Annotated in this window: 2 protein-coding genes; both read right to left on the bottom strand. The window is 59.9% G+C overall.

The features are described from left to right. Positions 1-147: 147 nt before the first annotated feature. A complete protein-coding gene (locus SK47_RS09915; protein ID WP_048244042.1) occupies positions 148-18201 on the bottom strand; it encodes an Ig-like domain-containing protein in 18054 nt (6017 codons plus the stop codon). Positions 18202-18321: 120 nt separating this feature from the next. Continuing rightward, positions 18322-19659, bottom strand: a complete 1338-nt coding sequence (locus SK47_RS09910; RefSeq protein WP_048244040.1) for a TolC family outer membrane protein — start codon at positions 19657-19659, stop codon at positions 18322-18324. Positions 19660-20386: the final 727 nt, after the last annotated feature.

The raw sequence follows: 20386 nt of genomic DNA, 5'->3' as shown, positions 1-20386 counted from the left end.
TCGCACTGAAATGATACCTTTCCGGGATGATTAGAAATCGAACACTGTCTAAACGAGCCCGCAAAATAATCTTTTGAAATATAGGGTTATGGCTATTCGTGTAAAGAAACGCAAAAAGCCGCGAGGATCGCTCCCCGCGGCAGTGTTTTACGCAATTAACAGCTGGTGGTTCGCCAGCAGCGTCGCCAGATCTGTCTGCACCCCGTTCAGCGTCACCAGCGTGGTGGGCGAGAACTGACCGCCGGTGCCGTCCAGGTCAACCTGGATCTCGGTGTTGCTGCCGTTCTGCACCACGCGGATGTAGTCGGCGATGTTGCCCGCGCTGCTGTCCAGCGTCGCCACGCCGTTGACGTAGCTCGCCGAGCCGGTGCCGGTATAACCGCTGTCGGAAAGCAGGTCGCGCAGGTCGATACGGTCCGTATCCGCCGTCCCTTCCCAGGTGCCGACGGTAAAGCCGTTCACCACATCGCTGCCGTTGCCGCCCGTCGCGTCAGACGCGTTGATCAGCTTATAGAGCAACGTATCGTGACCGCCGCTGCCGATGTTGAAGGTGTCGTTCCCGCCCCGGCCTTCGAACTGGTTATCACCGCTGTTGCCGGTGATCACGTCGTCATAGTCGGAGCCGTTGATGCCTTCAATATTCACCAGTGTCGCGGTATCGAATCCGGTACTCTGCGCCGTAGAGCGTCCTAAATCGACGGTGACGCCGGAAGTGGCGTTGCGATAATCCACGACATCCATGCCGCCCGTACTGCTCCACGTGTCGTGTTCAGAGGTCGTCGTCCAGCCACCGGAACCGTTGTAGGTATACGTCCCTGCTTCAGCGATAAAGGTATCGTTGTAGCCGGTACCTGTCAGGGTGCCCTGGTGACCGCCCGTAGCAGCTTCAGCCGTCAGGGCGTAACTTTCTTTACCGTCTCCTGCCGTCAGCCCGTCCCAGGTTACGTTACTCGAAACACCGTTAACGGCACGAACCAGCACCGCGTGATACGTCTCGCTGGGATCCAGGCCGTAAAAACTGATGAGCGACGAGGAATCGTTAATGCCAATCCCGGACTGGGCGTTGATGATTTCACTGGCGACCAGCTGGCCTGCCGCGTTGTACAGCTGGACAGTGTTGCCAAAGAAGGCGTTAATCCCTTCGCTGTCGACAATCTTCAGATGCAAGGCCGTACCTGGTGCGACCGTATTGGTATTCCGCTCCAGTAAAACCGTACCGTTTTGACGGAAAATGAGCAGATCCTGTGCGCCATCCCAGTCGTAATCAAGCAGAGCCGCGCCGGATACCTGAGTTGACGTAGCGGTACTGAATTTCGAAGCAGTAAAGCTTGCAGTACCTGCCAGTCCATCATTGGTGTAAAGATAAGACTGCCCGCTATTCGCCAGCTTGATGATGTCCATGTGACCGTCGAGGTTCCAGTCCACCGCCACGCTGACGTTACCCACAAACTTATCCGTGGTCGCCGTTCCAACCGCGGTGCCGGCCAGAAGGTTGCCGCTACCGTCGTTCAGCATTAACACCCCGCCCTGACTGGTTCCGCTGGAGGTACGGGACATGCTCATATACAGGTCCATGTAACCATCACCGTTAAAGTCGGCCCAGGTCATACTCACGGCATTGGACGCTGCGGCGGAACCATAGCCGCTGTACATGGTATTGGTGAAGTTTTGCCCCCACGTAAATGAGCCATTGCCCTGGTTAAACATGGTCGACAGGGCATAGTTGTTGCCCCCGTTGGTCGTATGCTGGGCAATATCCACTTTTCCGTCGTTGTTCAAATCCACACCGGACGTTTCAATCAGACTGTTGTAGTTACCTACCGTTGATCCCGATACGAAACTGGAGTACGTACCGGACTTCGAACTGCCCGTCAGCGTGCCGTTGTTATTGAGCATAACGGTGCTGGAATCAGGCCCGCCAGCATCGCCGATGACAAAGTCAGTGTAACCATCGCCCTTGATGTCAATGGCGACCACCGCGCCATACCACACCGCAGCCCCCATATTGGTCAGCGTACTGGAGGTGTATGTACCGTCTCCATTGTTAATCAGCTGCACCATGTACGAGTAACTTGTCCCTTCCGCCAGCACGTCAGCCAGCCCGTCGCGGTTGATATCCGCGTAAGTACCGGTTGTGTAACTCCCCGTCATTGAGAAATTGCCTGAAACGGTGTAAGCGTTACGGCTACTGGTATTGGCGGATGCGAATTGCTGGTTGGCCATAATCGTCCACAGCCCATCCGAATCCAGCATATAGCTGGCAGAATAGGAGTAGTTCGCGGCGGTAAATGACCAGGCCGGCGTCAATGATTCTTCACTCCCTACAATCAGGCTACCGGTAGTCAACCCAGCGGTATTACCGTTGCCGGCGCTGCTTTTCACCTGTGCCGTAACATCATAATTCTTCACGCTCAGCGCATCGCCGTCAGGGAGCTGCAAATACCATGTGTTGTTATCCGGATCGACCACGACCGCACCGCCAGTCTCTGAGGTGTAGGTTTTATCGTTCACGGTGATAACCACGTACTCGCCGTTGGTCAGTCCCGCCGATACCAGTCCACTCAGAATCGGGGTGCTATCTGTCGTCGTCTGAGGGTTAATGGTCACGGTGGTTGTCGGGATACTCGTATCCACTTTCAGCACGAAATCATCTGAGTCGGTGAAGTTACCTGCCAGATCGGTCACACGCAGCATATAGACGTGATTACCGTCATTCAGACCACTGTCCTGGAAATACCAGCTGGCGGCGCCGTTCATCGTCACCTGTCCCAGCAGCACACCGTCACGATACAGTTGCACGATCTCGCCATTGTCCGGCGCACGGTTAAGCGTCCCGTTAATCACTGGAGAGTTGTCATCTGTTGCCACCGAAGCGCCGAAGCTGCCCTGACGTTCGCCTTCCCCGTCGGTATAGCTGACCACCGTTCCCACCGTATCAGGCGGCGTGGTATCAACCGTTACCACCTGCGAAGTGGTTGAGCCGACGTTGCCCGCCTGGTCGATGATCCGCACCTGGTAGTTGTAATCCCCGTCCGCCAGATCGCGGGTGTCCGTATAGCTCCAGCGCTGGTTAGTGACGGTAGCGTCAATCCAGGTATTGCCGCCGTCGAGGCTAATCTGTACGCGCTCGTCGCTGGCCAGCGCGCTGCCCAACGAACCGTTGATCGTCAGCGAGGTGTCCATGGTGATGAAATCACTTCCGGACTGCCCGGTATCTTCGCTGATGCTGTCAATGGTGATGCCGTACTGCGGCGCCTGGGTATCCACCGTCACGTCCTGCGTGGTGGTGGCCCCGACGTTGCCCGCCTGATCGACAACCCGCACCTGATAGCGGTAATCGCCGTCGGCCAGGGTGCGCGCGTCGGTATAGCGCCACTGGGTACCGCTTACCGTGGCGTAAACCCAGGTGGTGCCGCCATCCATGCTCACCTGCACATACTCACCCGCCCCGAGTTCGGCCCCGAGCGTCCCGTTGAGCGTGTACGAGGTCGAACTGGTCAGGAAGTCATTGTTATCGAAACCGGTATCGACGGTGATGTTATCCACGGTCACCGTAATCGCCGCATCCGGCGCGACCGTATCGACCGTCACCTGCTGATGAGCGCTGGCACCCACGTTGCCCGCCGCATCCACTACGCGAACGTAGTAGTCATAGGTCTGGTTACCCAGCGTGCGGCCGTCCACGTAGTACCAGCTGTTGCCGGTGACGATCACGTTCTGCCAGGTGACGCCGCCGTCGATGCTGATCTGGGCATATTCGCCGTCGGCCAGCGTCGCGCCGAGTGAGCCGTGCAGGGTCAGGGACGTGTCGCGAGTGATAAAGTCGCTGCTGCTCAGGCCGGTATCGTCGCTGATGCTGTCGATAGCGATCGTTTTGCTGGCGTCCGGCGCGACGGTATCAATGGTCACCACCTGGCTGGTGGTGGCGCTGATATTCCCCGCCTCGTCAATCACGCGCAGCTGGTAGTTGTAATCCCCGTCGGTCAGCGTACGGCCATCAATATACGTCCAGCTCAGGCCGCTAACGCTCACGTCAGTCCAGGTCGCGCCACCGTCCAGGCTGATCTGGGCGTGGTCGCCGCTGCTCAGGGCCGCGCCGAGCGTACCTTTCAGGCTGATCTGGTTGTCGCTGGTAATGAAGTCGCTGTCGGACAGGCCGGTATCCTGCGAGACGGAATCCACGGTAATGGTCGCCGCCGCAGGCTTCGTCAGATCGATTACCACGTCCTGGCTGTCCGTTGCCCCAACGTTGCCCGCGTTATCAATCACGCGTACCTGGTACTGATACGTACCGTCCGTCAGGGTGCGGCCATCAGTGTAGCGCCAGGTGGTGCCGGTGACGGTCAGGTCGATCCAGGTGACGCCGCCGTCAAGGCTGATCTGCGCCTTCTCGTTATTGCCGAGCTGCGCGGTCAGGGAACCATTCACCACCACCTGGCTGTCGTTGGTGATGAAGTCATTCGCGCTGAGGCCGGTATCGTTTTGCAGGGAATCAATGCTGATCCCCATCGACGGTGCGGTGAGATCCACGGTTACGGTGTGGTTATCGCTGGCGCTGTTGCCGATGGCGTTGCTCACCTGCGCGTTAATCACGTACGAACCGCCGTCCGCCAGCGCGGTCACGTCTGCGCTGCCGACCGTATAGCTCCAGGTGCCGTCATTTTGAACGGTAGCCGTGTAGGTTTTACCGTTAAGCGTAATTGTCACCGTCTGGCCCGCTGGCGCATCGGTGGTGCCGCTGATAACCAGTGGCGTGCCATGTTCGGCGGCATTTACGATATCGTCCTGCGCAAAGGTGTTAATGGCGATGGTCGGCACGTCGCCGTTAAGCGTCACGTCGTGCGTTGCGCTGCCCGGGTTACCTGCCTTATCGCTCACCGTAGCCGTAATGGTGTAATCCCCGTCGCTCAGGCCAAGGAAATCACGCCCCGGCACGAAGACCGACCAGGAGCCGTCCGCACCGACGGTCGCCTGATAGCTGTGGCCGTTGAAGGAGACGGTCACCGTCTGGCCCTGTTCCGCGGTGGTGGTCCCGCTGATGGTCTGCCCCGCCAGCTGCTCGGCGTTGTTGACGATATCGTCATCGGCCACGGTGCTAATGGTGACGGCTGGCGCGATGGTATCGACCGTTAAGGTATGCGTCGTCTGGCCGCTGTTACCGGCTTTATCGTTGACCGAAGCGGTGACCGTCAGCGCGCCCTGGCTCAGGGCGGCCAGGTCGGCTGCCGGCACGTCGAGCGTCCAGGTGCCGTCGCTGCCGACAAGCGCAGTGTAGGTTTTTCCTCCCAGCGTCACGGTAACGGTCTGACCCGCCTCCGCGCTGGAAGATCCGTGCACGGTCAGCGGCTGCTGCGCTTCCGCGGCGTTCAGCATGTCGTCAACCGACAGCTTCCCAATGCTCACCACCGGCGCAGTGGTATCCACGCTGATGGTGTGCGTCGCCGAGGCGCTGTTCCCGGCGCTGTCCTGCGCCGAAACAGAAACCTGGTAGCTCGCGCCGTCGGCCAGGGTGCCCACGTCGGCGGCCGGTACGGTGGTTGTCCAGGAGCCATCGCTCTGGATAGTGGCCGTATAGCTCTTACCATTCAGGGTGATAGTGACCTGCGTACCGCTGGCGAACTGCGCGCTGGAGCCGTTGATGACCAGCGACGCGCCCGCTTCTGCCGCATTGATCACGTCATCACCGCTGAGGGTGTTGACGGTCAGCGCGACCGATGCGGTATTTACCACCACGTCATGAGTCTGAGTGCTGCTATTGCCTGCGCTGTCGGTGATAGTCGCGCTAAGGGTTAAGGTGCCGTCGGTCAGCGCGGAAATCACGCTGGCCGGAACACCCACGCTCCATTTGCCGCTGGCGTCAACGGTGGTGGTGTACTGGTTCGAACCGATGGTGATGACCACCTTATCGCCGACGCTGGCGCCGGTTGCGGTGCCGCTGACGATCTGCGCCTGCCCGTGCTCCACGCTGTTGATGACGTCATCGCCCGCCACAACGTTAAAGCTGACGGTCGGCGGCGTGGTATCAAGCGTAATCGCTTTCCCCGCGCTGCCCGGATTACCCGCGGCGTCACTCACGCTGGCCTGCACGGTGTAACCGTTATCCGCCAGTGCGGAAAGGTCTGTGCCCGGCACGTTCACGCTCCAGACGCCGCCCTGCTGAACCTGTGCGGTGTAGCTGTTTCCGCCCAGCGTCACGGTGACCGTCTGACCGACTTCAGCCGTGGTGGTGCCGGAAATGGCCACGCCCGCAGCCGCTTCGCTGCCGTTGATCACGTTGTCGCCGGCTACCGTATCAATGGTCACGGTTGGCGCAGTCGCGTCCACGCTGTATTCGCGGCCCGCCGAGGCGCTGTTGCCGTGCGCGTTGGTGACGCTCACCTGCACGCTGGCGTCACCGTCCTTCAGGCCCGCGAGATCGGCGGAAGGCACGGTGGCCGTCCAGTTACCGTCAGCATCCACCTTCGCGGTGTACGTCTTGCCGCCGAAGGTAACGGTAACGGTCTGGTTTTCCTCAACGTTCGAGGTGCTGCCGGAGAGCACCAGATCCACGCCTTTCTCCGCCGCGTTAATCACGTCGTCGGTGGCAATCGCATCAATGCTGATAGCCACCGCCGCCAGATCGACGGTCACGTCATGGCTGATGGTCACCGGGTTGCCCGCCGCGCTCTGGCCTGCCACGGTCACGGTGACGGTACCTGCTGCGAAGGCCGCGACGTCTGCCGCCGGGATCGCCGCGTTCCAGGAGCCGTCTGCCAGTACCGACGCGGCATAGGTCTTGCCATTCACGGTCACGGTGAGCGTTGTGCCTGCCGCCAGCCCGTCACTGGTGCCGGAGACGATCAGGTTTTGACCATGCTCAATGCTGTTGATCACGTCATCGCCCGCCACGGTATTCACGCGCAGCCCCGGCAGGCTGGCGTCGATGGTGACATCGCGCTCGCCCGTTCCCGTGTTGCCGTGGCCGTTGGTCACAGTCGCAGACACCGTCAGGTCGCCGTTGCCCAGCGCCGTCAGGACGGATTCCGGCACGTTCACGGACCAGGTCAGATCGCTCTGCACTGTCGCGGTGTACGTGTTGCCGCCAATGGTCACGGTGACGGTATTGCCCGCCTCCGCGTTCGCTACCTTGCCGCTGAGGGTCTGACCCGCGGCCACTTCCGCCGCGTTGATGACGTTATCGCCCGCAATGGTGTTGATGGTGACGGTTGGCAGCGCGGTATCTACAAGCAGGTTCGCGGTGTTGCTCACGCTGTTGCCCACGCCGTTGGTGGCCGTCGCGTTCAGGGTGTAACTGGCCTGACCGAGACCGGTCAGATCCGCTGCCGGAACGGTCAGGCTCCAGGTGCCGTCTGCCGCCGTCGTGGCCGTGTAGTTTTTGCCGTTGAGGGTCACGGCCACCACGGTGCCTTCTCCCAGGTTGGCGCTGGTGCCGCTGACGCGCAGATCCTGACCCTTCTCTACCGCGTTCAGCACATTATCATCGCTGATGGCGTTGAAGCTGACCGACGGCAGACCGGTATCGACGGTCACATTATGCGTGCCGCTGCCGGTGTTGCCCGCCGCGTCGGTGACTGATGCAGTGATGGTCGCGGTACCGTCGCTGAGGCCTGAAATCACATTTGCCGGGACGCCCACGCTCCAGTTACCCGCCGCGTCCAGCACGGTGGTATAAGTCTGGCCGCCGATCGTGACGGTGACCTTATCGCCCGCCGCCGCGCCGGTGGCGGAGCCGCTGATAATCTGCGCCTGATTGTGTTCAGCCACGTTAATTACGTCGTCGCCTGCCACGGTGTGGATGGTCACTGCCGGAACGGTGACGTCCACCGTAAGGTTGTGGTCCGCCGACGCCGGGTTACCCGCCTTGTCGCTCACGCTCGCGGTCACGGTGACGCTGCCGTCGCTTAATCCTGCCAGATCCGCCGCCGGAACGTTCAGCGTCCAGCTGCCGTTCGCGCTGACGGTTGTGGTGTAATCTTTGCCGTTCAGCGATACGGTCACCGTCTGGCCCGCTTCGGCGGTGCTGGTGCCGGAGATTGCCAGGTCGGACTGCGCTTCTGAGGCGTTGAGGATATCGTCGGTGGCAATGGTGTTGATGGTCACGGACGGCGCGGTAGCATCCACGCTGTACTCACGGCCCGCCGAGGCGCTGTTGCCGTTCACATTGGTGACGCTCACCTGTACGCTGGCGTCACCATCCTTCAGGCCAGCCAGATCCGCTGACGGCACGGTGTAAGTCCAGTTGCCGCTGTCGTCCACGGTGGTGGTGTAGATCCTGCCGTTCAGACTAATGGTCACGGTCTGCCCGGCTTCCACGTTGGTGGTCACACCGGACAGCACCAGATCCGCGCCCTTCTCCGCCGCGTTAATCACGTCGTCGGTAGCAAGCGCATTGATGCTGATGGCAACGGTAGCCAGATCAACGGTCACGTCGTGGCTGATGATGATCGGATTACCCGCCGCGCTGTCACCGGTAACGCTGATTTTCACGGTGCCTTCCGGCCACGCGCTCACGTCGGTGGACGGGATCGCAGCGCGCCAGGTGCCGTCTGCCAGTACCGTTGCCGCGTAATCTTTACCGTTGACGGTAACCGTCAGCGCCGTGCCCGTCGCCAGCCCGTCGCTGGAGCCTGAAACAATCAGATTCTGCGCGTGCTCGATGGTGTTGAGCACGTCGTCACCCGCCACGGTATCGACGCGCAGCCCCGGCAGGTTAGCGTCGATAGCGATCTCGCGCTCGCCGGTGCCGGTGTTGCCGTGTCCGTTGGTGACGGTCGCCGTCACGCTCAGACTGCCGTTGCCGAGTGCGGTCAGCACGTCAGACGGCACGTTGACGGACCAGGACAAATTATTCTGCACCGTTGCGGTGTAGCTGTAGCCGCCGATAGTCACGGTCACGGTGTTGCCCGCTTCGGCATTCGCCACGGTGCCGCTCAGGGTCTGACCCGCGGCCACTTCCGCCGCGTTGATGACGTTGTCGCCCGCCACGGTGTTGATGGTGACGGTTGGCAGCGCGGTGTCGACAAGCAGGTTCGCAGAATTGCTCACGCTGTTGCCCACGCCGTTGGTGGCCGTCGCGTTCAGGGTGTAACTGGCCTGACCGAGACCGGCCAGATCCGCAGCCGGAACCGTCAGGCTCCAGGTGCCGTCTGCCGCAGTTGTCGCCGTGTAGTTTTTACCGTTCAGGGTCACGGTGACCAGGGTGCCTTCCGCCAGGTTGGCGCTGGTGCCGCTGACGCTCAGATCCTGGCCTTTTTCAACGGCGTTCAGGACGTTGTCATCACTGATGGCGTTGAAGCTGACCGATGGCAGACCGGTATCGACGGTCACATTATGCGTGCCGCTGCCGGTATTGCCCGCCGCGTCGGTGACTGACACAGAGACGGTCACGGTGCCGTCGCTGAGGCCTGAAATCACATTCGCCGGAACGCCCACGCTCCAGTTACCCGCCGCATCCAGCACGGTAGTATAAGTCTGCCCGCCGATCGTGACGGTGACCTTATCGCCCGCCGCCGCGCCGGTGGCGGAGCCGCTGATAATCTGCGCCTGATTGTGTTCAGCCACGTTAATCACGTCGTCGCCTGCCACGGTGTGGATGGTCACCGCAGGTACGGTGACGTCCACCGTCAGGGCGTGGTCAACCGACGCCGGGTTACCCGCCTTGTCGCTCACGCTCGCGGTTACGGTGACGCTGCCGTCGGTTAATCCTGCAAGGTCAGCTGCCGGCACGTTCAGCGTCCAGCTGCCGTTCGCGCTGACGGTTGTGGTGTAATCTTTGCCGTTCAGCGATACGGTCACCGTCTGGCCTGCTTCGGCGGTGCTGGTGCCGGAGATTGCAAGGTCGGACTGTGCTTCTGAGGCGTTGAGGATATCGTCGGTGGCAATCGTGTTGATGGTCACGGACGGCGCGGTAGCATCCACGCTGTACTCGCGGCCCGCAGACGCGCTGTTGCCGTTCACGTTGGTGACGCTCACCTGCACGCTGGCGTCACCGTCCTTCAGGCCAGCCAGATCCGCAGACGGCACCGTGGCGGTCCATTTACCCTCAGCGTCCACCGTGGCAGTGTAGCTCTTGCCGCCGAAGGTGATGGTGACGGTTTGATTTTCCTCTACATTCGCGGTGGTGCCGGAGAGCACCAGATCCGCACCCCTCTCGGCGGCGTTGATCACGTCATCGGAAGCGATGGCGTCAATGCTGATCGCGACGTTTGCCAGATCCACGGTCACATCATGGTTGATAGTCACCGGATTGCCCGCGCTGCTCTGGCCTTCAACGTTCACGGTGACCGTGCCTGCGGCAAGGGCACTCACGTCCGCAGAAGGGATCGCCGCGCTCCAGGTGCCGTCTGCCAGCACCGTGGCTGCATAGGTTTTACCGTTTACGGTGACGGTCAGCGCTGTGCCCGCCGTCAGGCCGTCGCTTGAACCCGTGATAATCAGATTCTGCCCGTGTTCGATGCTGTTAATCACGTCATCGCCCGCTACGGTGTCCACGCGCAGGCCCGGCAGATTCGCGTCGATAGTGATATCGCGCTCTCCGCTGCCGCTGTTGCCCACGCCGTTCGTGACGCTGGCGGTCACGGTCAGATCGCCATTGCCCAGCGCGGTGAGCACAGATTCCGGTACGCTGACGGACCAGGTCAGATCGCTCTGCACCGTTGCGGTGTAGTTATGGCCGCCAACAGACACAGTCACGGTGTTGCCCGCTTCGGCATTCACCACTGTGCCGCTAATGGTCTGGCCGGTTGCCAGCTCCGCCGCGTTGATCACGTCGTCGCCCGCCACGGTGTTAATGATGACGCCAGGCAGCACGGATTCCACGTTCACGGTGTGCGAGGTGCTGGTGCTGTTGCCGACGCTGTCCGTTGCGGAGGCCGACACGGTGTAAAGCGCTTCACCCAGTTGCCCCACCTCGCTCGCCGGAACGGTTGTGGTCCATTGGCCATTGGTATCCACCGTGGCGCTGTACGCTTTGCCGTTGAGCATCACTGTGACCACCGCGCCCGCGGCCAGCCCGGAAGCCGTACCTGTGATGGTCAGATCCTGCGTTTTCTCACTGCTGTTGATCACATCGTCGCCGGACACGGTGTCAATGGTCAGCACCGGCGCGGTGAGGTTGACTTCAACCTCGTGCGTTGTGCTGTTGCTGTTTCCGGCTTTATCGGTCAGCGCCGCGGTGATGGTGTGATCCCCGGCGGTCAGGGCACTCACGTCCGCCGCAGGCACGCCCACGCTCCACCTGCCGGAAGCGTCCAGGGACGCCGTGTAATCTTTGTTATTGATGGTGACGGTCACCACGTCGCCCGCCGCCGCACCGGTCACGGAACCGGTGACAATCAGCGCCTGCGCATGCTCGGCGCTGTTGATCACGTCGTCGTCGGAAACGGTGTTAATGGTCAGCTGTGGCACCGTGGTATCCACCAGCACATCGCGGTCCGCCAAGGCCGGGTTACCCGCCTTATCCGCGACGGCTGCCGTGATGGTGTAACTGCCGTCGGTAATCGCGCCGATATCCGCAGACGGTACGGTGACGCTCCAGCTGCCGTTCGCCTGTACGGTGGTGGTGTAGTCCACGCCGTTCAGCGTCACGGTGACGGTCTGGCCCGCTTCGGCGTTGGAGACACCGTTAACGACCAGATCCTGCTGCGCTTCGGCCGCGTTGATGATGTTGTTGTCGCTGACGATCTCGATGGACACCGTCGGCGCGGTGGCGTCCACGCTGTACTCGCGGCCCGCCGAGGCGCTGTTGCCGTTCACGTTGGTGACGCTGACCTGCACGCTGGCGTCGCCGTCTTTCAGGCTACCTAAATCGACAGACGGTACGGTCGCCGTCCAGTTGCCGCTGGCATCCACCGTCGCGCTATAGGTCTTACCGCCGAAAGTGATGGTAACGGTCTGGTTTTCTTCCACGTTGGTGGTCGTGCCAGAAAGTACCAGGTCCTCCCCCTTTTCCGCGGCGTTAATCACGTCGTCGGTGGCAACGGCGTCGATGCTGATGGCCACCGTCGCCAGATCGACCTTCACGTCGTGGCTGATGGAAACCGGGTTACCCGCCGCGCTCTGGCCGTCAACGGTCACGGTGATCGTGCCTGCGCTCAGCGCGCCGACGTCAGCCGCCGGAATAGCTGCACTCCATGTCCCGTCTGCCAGTACGGTTGCCGCGTAGGTTTTGCCGTTGACGGTGACCGTCAGCGCCGATCCGCTCGCCAGACCGTCGCTGGAGCCGGTGATAATCAGGTTTTGACCATGCTCGATGCTGTTGATCACATCGTCGCCTGCCACGGTATCCACGCGCAGGCCCGGCAGGCTGGCATCAATCGTGATGTCGCGTTCGCCGGTGCCGGTGTTGCCGTGGCCGTTGGTCACGCTCGCTGTTACGGTGAGATCGCCGTTACCGATAGCGGTTAAGACGTCAGACGGCACGTTAACCGACCAGCTCAGGTCGTCCTGGACCGTCGCGGTATAGGTGTTGCCCCCGATACCGATCGTGACAGTGTCACCGCTCGCCGCGCCGCTCACTTTCCCGCTCAGGGTTTGTCCGGAAGCCACTTCCGCCGCGTTAATCACGTCGTCGGTGGCAACCGCATTAATGGTGACCTGCGGCAGCGCGCTGTCGACCAGCACGCTATGGCTGGTGTTCGCACTATTACCCGCAGTATCGGTCACGCTGGCCGTCACGCTATAGCTCGCTTCGCCCAATGCCGAGACGTTTGCCGCCGGAACGGTGACGCTCCAGTTACCGCTGGCATCGGTGGTGGCGGCGTAACTGATACCGTTCAGGGTTACGGTGATGCGGGTCCCGTCCGGCTGGTTGCTGGTACCGGAGATCAACAGGTCCTGGCCTTTCTCGGTCGCGTTGATCACGTCGTCAACCGCCAGGGTATTGATGGCAATCACCGGCGCGGTCAGGGAGACGTCAAACGCGTGCGTCGCGCTGGTGCTGTTGCCCGCTTTATCGGTGACCGTGGCGGAGATCGTCTGATCGCCGTTAGCCAGCGCGCCCACGTCTGCCGCCGGAACGCCCACGCTCCAGCTTCCGGCACCGTCCAGCATCGCTGTGTAGTCTTTGCCGTTCAGGGTCAAGGTAATCACATCGCCCGCCTGCGCGCCCGTCACCTTGCCGGTGACAATCAGCGCCTGGCCGTGCTCGGCAATATTAACAATGTCGTCGCCCGCCACAATGTTGAAGGTAATCTGCGGCACGGTAGTGTCGACCAGCACGGACGCCCCTGCACTGGCCGGGTTGCCCGCTTTATCGGACACGGTCACCGTGACCGCCGCGCTGCCGTCGGCGATCCCCTCTAGATCCGCCGCCGGTACGTCCAGCGTCCAGCTGCCGTTTGCCTGCACCTGGGCGGTGTACTGATTGCCGTTGAAGGTCACGGTGACCGTCTGGCCTGCTTCGGCAGTAGACGTCCCGCTCAGGGTCAGATCCTGCGCCGCCTCTGCCGCATTCAGCATGTTGTCGCCGCTGATGGTGTTGATGGTGACCGCTGGCGCGGCGGTATCGACGCTGAATGCCTGCGAGGAAGAGGCCGCGTTGCCGTTCACGTTGGTTACGCTGACCTGTACGCTGGCTTCGCCGTCCTTCAGGCCGCTCAGATCGGCAGCCGGTACGGTGCAGGTCCAGTCACCGTTGGCATCGACCGTCGTGGTCCAGGTTTTACCCGCAAAGATAATGGTAACGGTCTGGCCCGCTTCAACGTTCGAGGAGGAGCCGGACAGCACCAGATCCTGGCCTTTTTCTGCCGCGTTCAGCACGTTGTCGTCCGTCACGCTGTTAATGCTTATCGCCACCGGGGCGAGATCGACATCCACAACGGTACCGATGTTCACCGGGTTGCCGGAGGTATCCTGCGCGCTGGCGCTGATGGTGAGCGACCCGTCCGCCCACCGGGAGACGTCTGCGGCCGGAACCGCAGCCTGCCATGTGCCGTCCGCCAGTACCGATGCGGAATAACTCTTGCCGTTGATGGTCACGGTGACGGTGCTACCCGCCGCCAGGTCGGTGCTGGTGCCGGAGATAACCAGGTTCTGCGCGTGTTCAATAACGTTAATGACGTCGTCACCGGCGACGGTATCAATGCGCAGGCCGGGCAGCTGGGCGTCAATGGTGACATCCAGGGAAGACGATCCGGTATTGCCGTGCGCGTTCGTCACGCTGGCCGAGACGGTCAGGTCGCCGTTGCCGAGCGCGGTTAACTGACTCTGGGTTAACGGCAGGCTCCAGGTGAGATCGTCCTGTACGGTAGCCGTGTATGTCTGCCCGCCGAGGATAATCGTGACGGTATCGCCCGATGCCGCGTTAGAAACCTTTCCGGTCAGGGTTTGCCCTGCGGTCACTTCCGCCGCGTTGACGATATTGTCGCCCGCGAAGTTGTTGAGGGTAACAACCGGCAGCGAGCTGTCCACCAGCACATCGTGCGTGGCAGCGGCGCTATTGCCCACATTATCGGTGACGCTCGCCGTTACGGTGTAATTGGCTTCACCCAGCGCGCTCACCGCAGAGGCGGGTACGGTAACGCTCCAGTTGCCGCTGGCGTCGGTGGTGGCGGTGTAGTTGATACCGTTCAGATTAACAGTGATGGTGGTTCCTTCCGGCTGGTTGCTGGTACCGGAAAGCAGCAGATCTTCGCCCTTCTCTGCCGCATTGATCACGTCATCCGCTGCCAGCGTGTTAATACCGATAACGGGCGTCACAGTATTGACCACCACATCCACTGAACTGCTGCCGGTGTTGCCGGACCGATCGGTCACGGAGACGTTAATGGTCCAGGTGCCGTCCGTCAGCCCCTGAATGACGGACGCAGGCAGGCCGAGACTCCAGTTTCCTGCCGCATCCACCACGGTGGTGTAGTCTACGTTATTGATGGTGATGGTGACCAAATCGCCCGCCGCCGCGCCGGTGACGGAGCCGCTCAGGATCTGCGCCTGAGCATGGGCCAGCTGGTTAACGGTGTTGGTGTCGGTGACGAAATCGTTGATGGTCACCTGCGGCACGGTGGCATCCACCAGCCCAACGCGATCCACGCTGCTGCTGTTGCCCGCCACGTCAGTGACGGTGGCCGTCACGGTGACATTGCCATCGGTCAGCGCGCCTACGTCGGCGGCAGGCACGTTCAGCTGCCAGCGACCGTCCGCCTGTACCGTAGTCTGGTAAGATTTACCGTTCAGCGTCACGGTGACCGTCTGGCCCGTTTCAGCGGTTGTGCTGCCGCTGAGCACCAGATCCTGCTGCGCTTCTGCCGCATTAATGATGTTGTCGTCGGTCAGGTTATCAAGCGTAATGGCTGGCGGCTGTGTATCGACGATCACCACGCGTGAGGCGTCCGCGCTGTTGCCGTTGACGTTAGTAACGCTGACGCTCACCTGCGCACGCCCGTCGGTCAGCGTTTCCATCGCGCTCGCCGGAACGGTCAGGTGCCAGGAGCCGTCCTGCTGCACCTGTGCAGTAAAGGTTTGATCCGCGAATTTCACCACCACGGTCTGCCCGGCCTCCACGCCCTGCGTCTGACCAGAAAGCGTGACATCCGCGCCTTTTTCCGCCGCGTTGAGCATATCGTCAGTGGTTACGGTATCGATGGTGATAGCCACCGCATTCAGGTCAAGTTCGATCGGGTGTTCAGCCGCCACGGTGTTGCCCCAGGCATCTTCCGCGCTGACGCTGACGGTCATGCCTCCCGCCGTCCATGCCTGAAGGTCCGCCGCCGGCACGCCAATCTGCCAGCTGCCGCTGGCGTTAACCGTGGTGACGTATTCGACATTATTGATGGTAACGGTGATCTGTGTGCCTTCGGCCAGATGAGTGCTGGAGCCGGTGACGGCCAGATCCTGCTGCTGCTCGATGGCGTTAATCACGTCATCGCCAGAGATCGTGTTCACGCGCAGGCCCGGCAGTTCGGCGTTGATGTTGATATCACGTTCGCCGGTGCCGGTATTGCCGTGCGCATTGGTGACAGAGGCGCTGAAGGTTAAATCGCCGTCGCCAAACGCCTGGAGGTCGGCCGATGGGATCGTCACGCTCCATTTCAGGTCGCTGCCAACCGTCGCGGTGTAGCTCTTGCCGCCCACGGTGACAGAGACGGTATCGCCCGCCGCCGCGCCGGTGACGCGTCCACTGAGGGTTTGGTCAACCGCCGCTTCGGCGTTATTGACCAGGTTATCCCCGGCAAAGGTGTTGACGATCACCTGCGGCAGCACGGTGTCTACCAGCAGATTCGCCTCGGCGGAGCCGCTGTTACCCACGCTGTCGGTGCCGCTGACGCTGACGGTGAAAAGGGTATTCGCCAGATCCAGCACGTCGGAAACCGGCACCTGAACGGACCAGCGACCGTTCTCAACGGTGGCCTGATAGTTAACGTTGTTCAGCGTCACGGTGACAGCGCTGCCGTTCGGCAGATTACTGGTCCCGCTCAGGCTCAGGGGCTGCATGGCCTCCTGCGCATTCAGGACGTTATCCTGGCTGATGGGATCAAGGGTAAATTCCGGCGGGTTGCCGCTCAGCGTAATGCCGTGCGTCGCGCTGCCGGTGTTGCCCGCCGCATCGGTCACGGCGACCGAAATGCTGTGGCTACCTTCCCCCAGCGCGCCAATGACGGAGGCAGGCACGCCGACGCTCCAGCTGCCGTCCGCCTGGACGACACCGGTAAAGGTCTTGCCGCCAACGGTCACGGTGACAACGTCGCCCTCCGCCGCGCCGTTCGCCTGGCCGGAAATAATCTGCGCCTGCCCCTGCTCGCTGGTGTTCAGAATGTCGTCGCCCGCGACGGTGTTGATAGTGACCACTGGCGCTGCGGTATCGACCGTGAAATCGGCGGTGATGGAGGACCCATTACCCGCTTTGTCGCTGACGTTTACCGTCAGGGTGTGCTCGCCGTTAGCCAGCGTCTGTACTTCACTGGCCGGAAGCGTAACGAACCAGCTGCCGTCGCTGCCCACGGTCGCCGTGTGATTTTTGCCGTTCAGCGTGACCGACACAATCTGGCCCGCTTCCGCATCGGTTTTCCCCGTCAGCGTCAGCGGCTGATTATGTTCAGCCGCGTTGATGATGTTGTCCTGGGCGATCGTGTCGACAGAGATCACTGGCGAGGCGGTATCCACGCCAATCGTCTGGCTGCCGGACACGGTGTTGCCCGCCGCGTCTTTTCCGCTGACGTTGACCGTCCAGGTACCATCGCCCAGCGCCTGTGCGTCGGCAGCAGGCACCTTCACGCTCCATGCGCCGTTTGCTCCCACTTCTGCGGTATAGGTTTTACCGTTGAGCGTGACGGTAAGCGCCGTTCCCTGCGCCAGGTTTTTGCTGGTGCCGGACAGCGTAAAGCCCGCGGACTGTTCGCTGGCGTTGATCACGTTATCGCCCGCCGTGGTGGCGAGCGTCACGCTGGTATCCGCTGTAGAAACGGTTACGGTAATACTGCCCGCAGAGGTCGTTTTACTGCCGTCGATCTGTACGACGGACCAGGTATGTTCCCCGTCCGCCTGGGTCGGGAGTGTTACCGTCCAGGTGCCGTCCTTCGCGACCATGGTGCTGGCGATGGTGCTGCCGCTGCCGTCTTTAACCTGAATGGTCGCGCCCGGCTGCCCGGTACCGCTGAAGGTGGGGGTGTTATCATCCGTGACCTCTTTTGCACTCAGCACGCCCTGCTTGTCACCCGCGTTGTCCGCCAGCAAAAATGTCGGCGTAGCGCTTTCGACTTCTTTTGTATTATCAATAACCCTGGTTTTGGTTTCGCCATCGCCGCCGTGAGCCAGCAGTGCGCCGATCGCACCGCCCCCTAACGCCGCACCGGCAATCCAGCCCCACGGCGCATCGCTTAATACGCTTCCCTGCTCCAGGAAAGGTTCAATGCTGCTAATGGGTGCAGCCTGGGCGGTTAATTCGGTGGCGGCAACGCCTGATGCTTCGCCGGCATCGGCAAATGAAATATGCGTCAACGCCTGGTTATCGTTAAATACCAGTTCGGAATGATTATGGGTTTCCGTGTCTTCGACAAAATAATTATTGCAGCGGATCACGCTGCCATCTTTCATATAAATGAGGAGGTCATTCCCCTGGCGGACATAACGCACCACGTCCTGAGCAGAACCCTGAATTTCAATCACGCTCGGTGAGGAAATAGAAACCGAGAGATTCCCTTCACCGGTTAATTTCGTCTTCTCTGCCGTTTTGCGAATGATGACATCAACAACTTTTGCGGTACTCATATTCTTCTCCTTGCAGGTGCGCGTATTCCTGTGGATATGTCCACCAGAGGGATGTAGCTATCCTTGGGAAAAATCACCCATTATTGTCTGACTTATTTCGCGCAGAAAGGCGCGCCTTTTTTAACTTAAATCAGGTAATTTCGCGGCAGCGTTTTTCTCTATTCCGATAAGCGGCATGAGATTATCCACCGCAGAGGCGTAATTAATCGCCGCACTCCAGCCATCGTATTCAGCCATTATTTTCGCGGAGGTGGCAGACCAGACATCCTGCTCCACGCTGAGCAGATCGTTAATGCTGCGCTTGCTCAGGGTATATTCATTTTTGTAGACATCGCGGGCGCGCAACGCATTTTCCAGCTGACGTTTCCCGGCTTCCATTCGTCCACGCGCCCCGGTCCAGTCGGCCTGTGCGACGGAGGCTTTTTGCAGGACATCAAAACGGGCCTGATCGACCTGAGACGATGCCATTGCCCTTGCGCCCTCGGCCTGACGGACGCGCGCCGAGACCGCGCCGCCCTGATAAAGCGGTGCGTCAATATTGAGCTGGATCTGATCATCCCAGTACGCGCGATTATCCGACTCATAGCGGGTGCGGCCCCCTTTCAGGCTTAAGGTCGGCCAGTGCTGAGACTTCGCGGTTTCTACGCCGTACTGGGCTGAACGCTCCATGTTCTGCGCGGCCATCACCGTTGGGATCAGTGAATAATCAATCCGATTGAGAGAATCCGGCTCCACGGCCAGACCTCCCGGAACCGGTGAATAGCGTTCAGCCTGTATGCCAGTTAATACCGCCAGCCGCGCGCGGGCGCTGTTCAGGGACGCATTGTACTGCTCTACCATCGCCTGCATCCCGGCAATACGGGTGCGGGTCTGAAGCTCATCAGAGGTGGAGCTTACGCCAGCGTCGGCGCGGAGTTTTGCCAGCTGCTCAACGTTTTTAAGCGCCTGCACGTTCTCTTTTGCCGCCTGCAACAGATCGCTGTAGCGTTTCACTTCCACATAGCTGAGCGCCGTTTTTTCCGCGACGGCAGACATCGTGCTCATCAGCTGGTAGCGATAGCTGTCACGCTGAGCTGAAGACTGGCTGATGCTGTTGTTGGTCTTGCCAAAATCGTACACCAGCTGCGTCAGACTCAGGCCCCAGGCTACGGAATTTCGCAACGAGCCGCTAGAATCGGTGGTCTGGCTGTGACCCGTACTCCCGTTCAGGGCTATTTGTGGCATCCAGCCACTGCGCGCTTCGTCTATTTGTGCCTGGCCGATCCCCAGCTGTGCCGCCTGCTGACTCACCGAGGGGTCGCGATCGAGAGCGAAAAGAACACTTTCTTTCATCGTCATTGCCGCAACGGGAGATATCCCCGCCTGGCCGTTATTTGCATTAGCCGCAGTCACCACCAACGAAATTAAGGTCAGGGAGGCAGATAATCTGAGTAACCTGTTATTGCATTTCATCTTCATAATATCCCCCGACTCCAGGTGATAGCCAAATAAATACCCAGGAAGAGGTACAAATAATTCGCCAGAAATCCATTGCCCCTTCTCCATTAATTCCGGGCAAGAGTTCCCCTAACCCATTTCAATTGAGACGAGAGCCGTTCAATCCTTTTTTTCTTTTAAGAATTTACTTAAATATTTATTGATTCGCAGCATAACAAAATGTGATATAAGCAACCACACCCGCAATGTTAATGTGTTGTTACAAATAAGAAAAAAGATGGGGTTTCTGGACAAAACGTTATAAAAGACCTTTCAGATGAAACAAATAAACCCACTGTAATATAAAGAAAATTCTAAAATACCCCGGTGTACATTTTTGCGTTAATTTCACCCCGAATCAGACACAAAGATTTTCAAAGAAATGTCAATTTAAGTAATCCACCGAATAAAACTGGATTATTTTACTTTATAAACACAGATTGTTAGATATATGCACTAATTTATAATTACAAATTAGTTATAAATATCAATTAGGCGCTGGAATGTGGCAGCTTAAGCCAAATTTATAAGTAAAACATAGCGATAACAACATACCTAAAAGATACATACATGTTTTTGATGACTGATTAATGCGATATCAATAATCACACCATTAAACTGTTTTTGGATAACATCCCGCGCCTGTCCCGATTCCCTTTTCTGCAAAATGCTGTAAAATGCGAAGTATTGCGACATTTTGCAGGATACT

It is taken from the genome of Enterobacter sp. BWH52 (genome assembly GCF_001037565.1).
Taxonomy (GTDB): Bacteria; Pseudomonadota; Gammaproteobacteria; order Enterobacterales; family Enterobacteriaceae; genus Enterobacter; species Enterobacter hormaechei_C.
The sequence above is the reverse complement of the archived record's forward strand: the minus strand, read 5'-3'. Positions and strand labels throughout refer to the sequence as shown.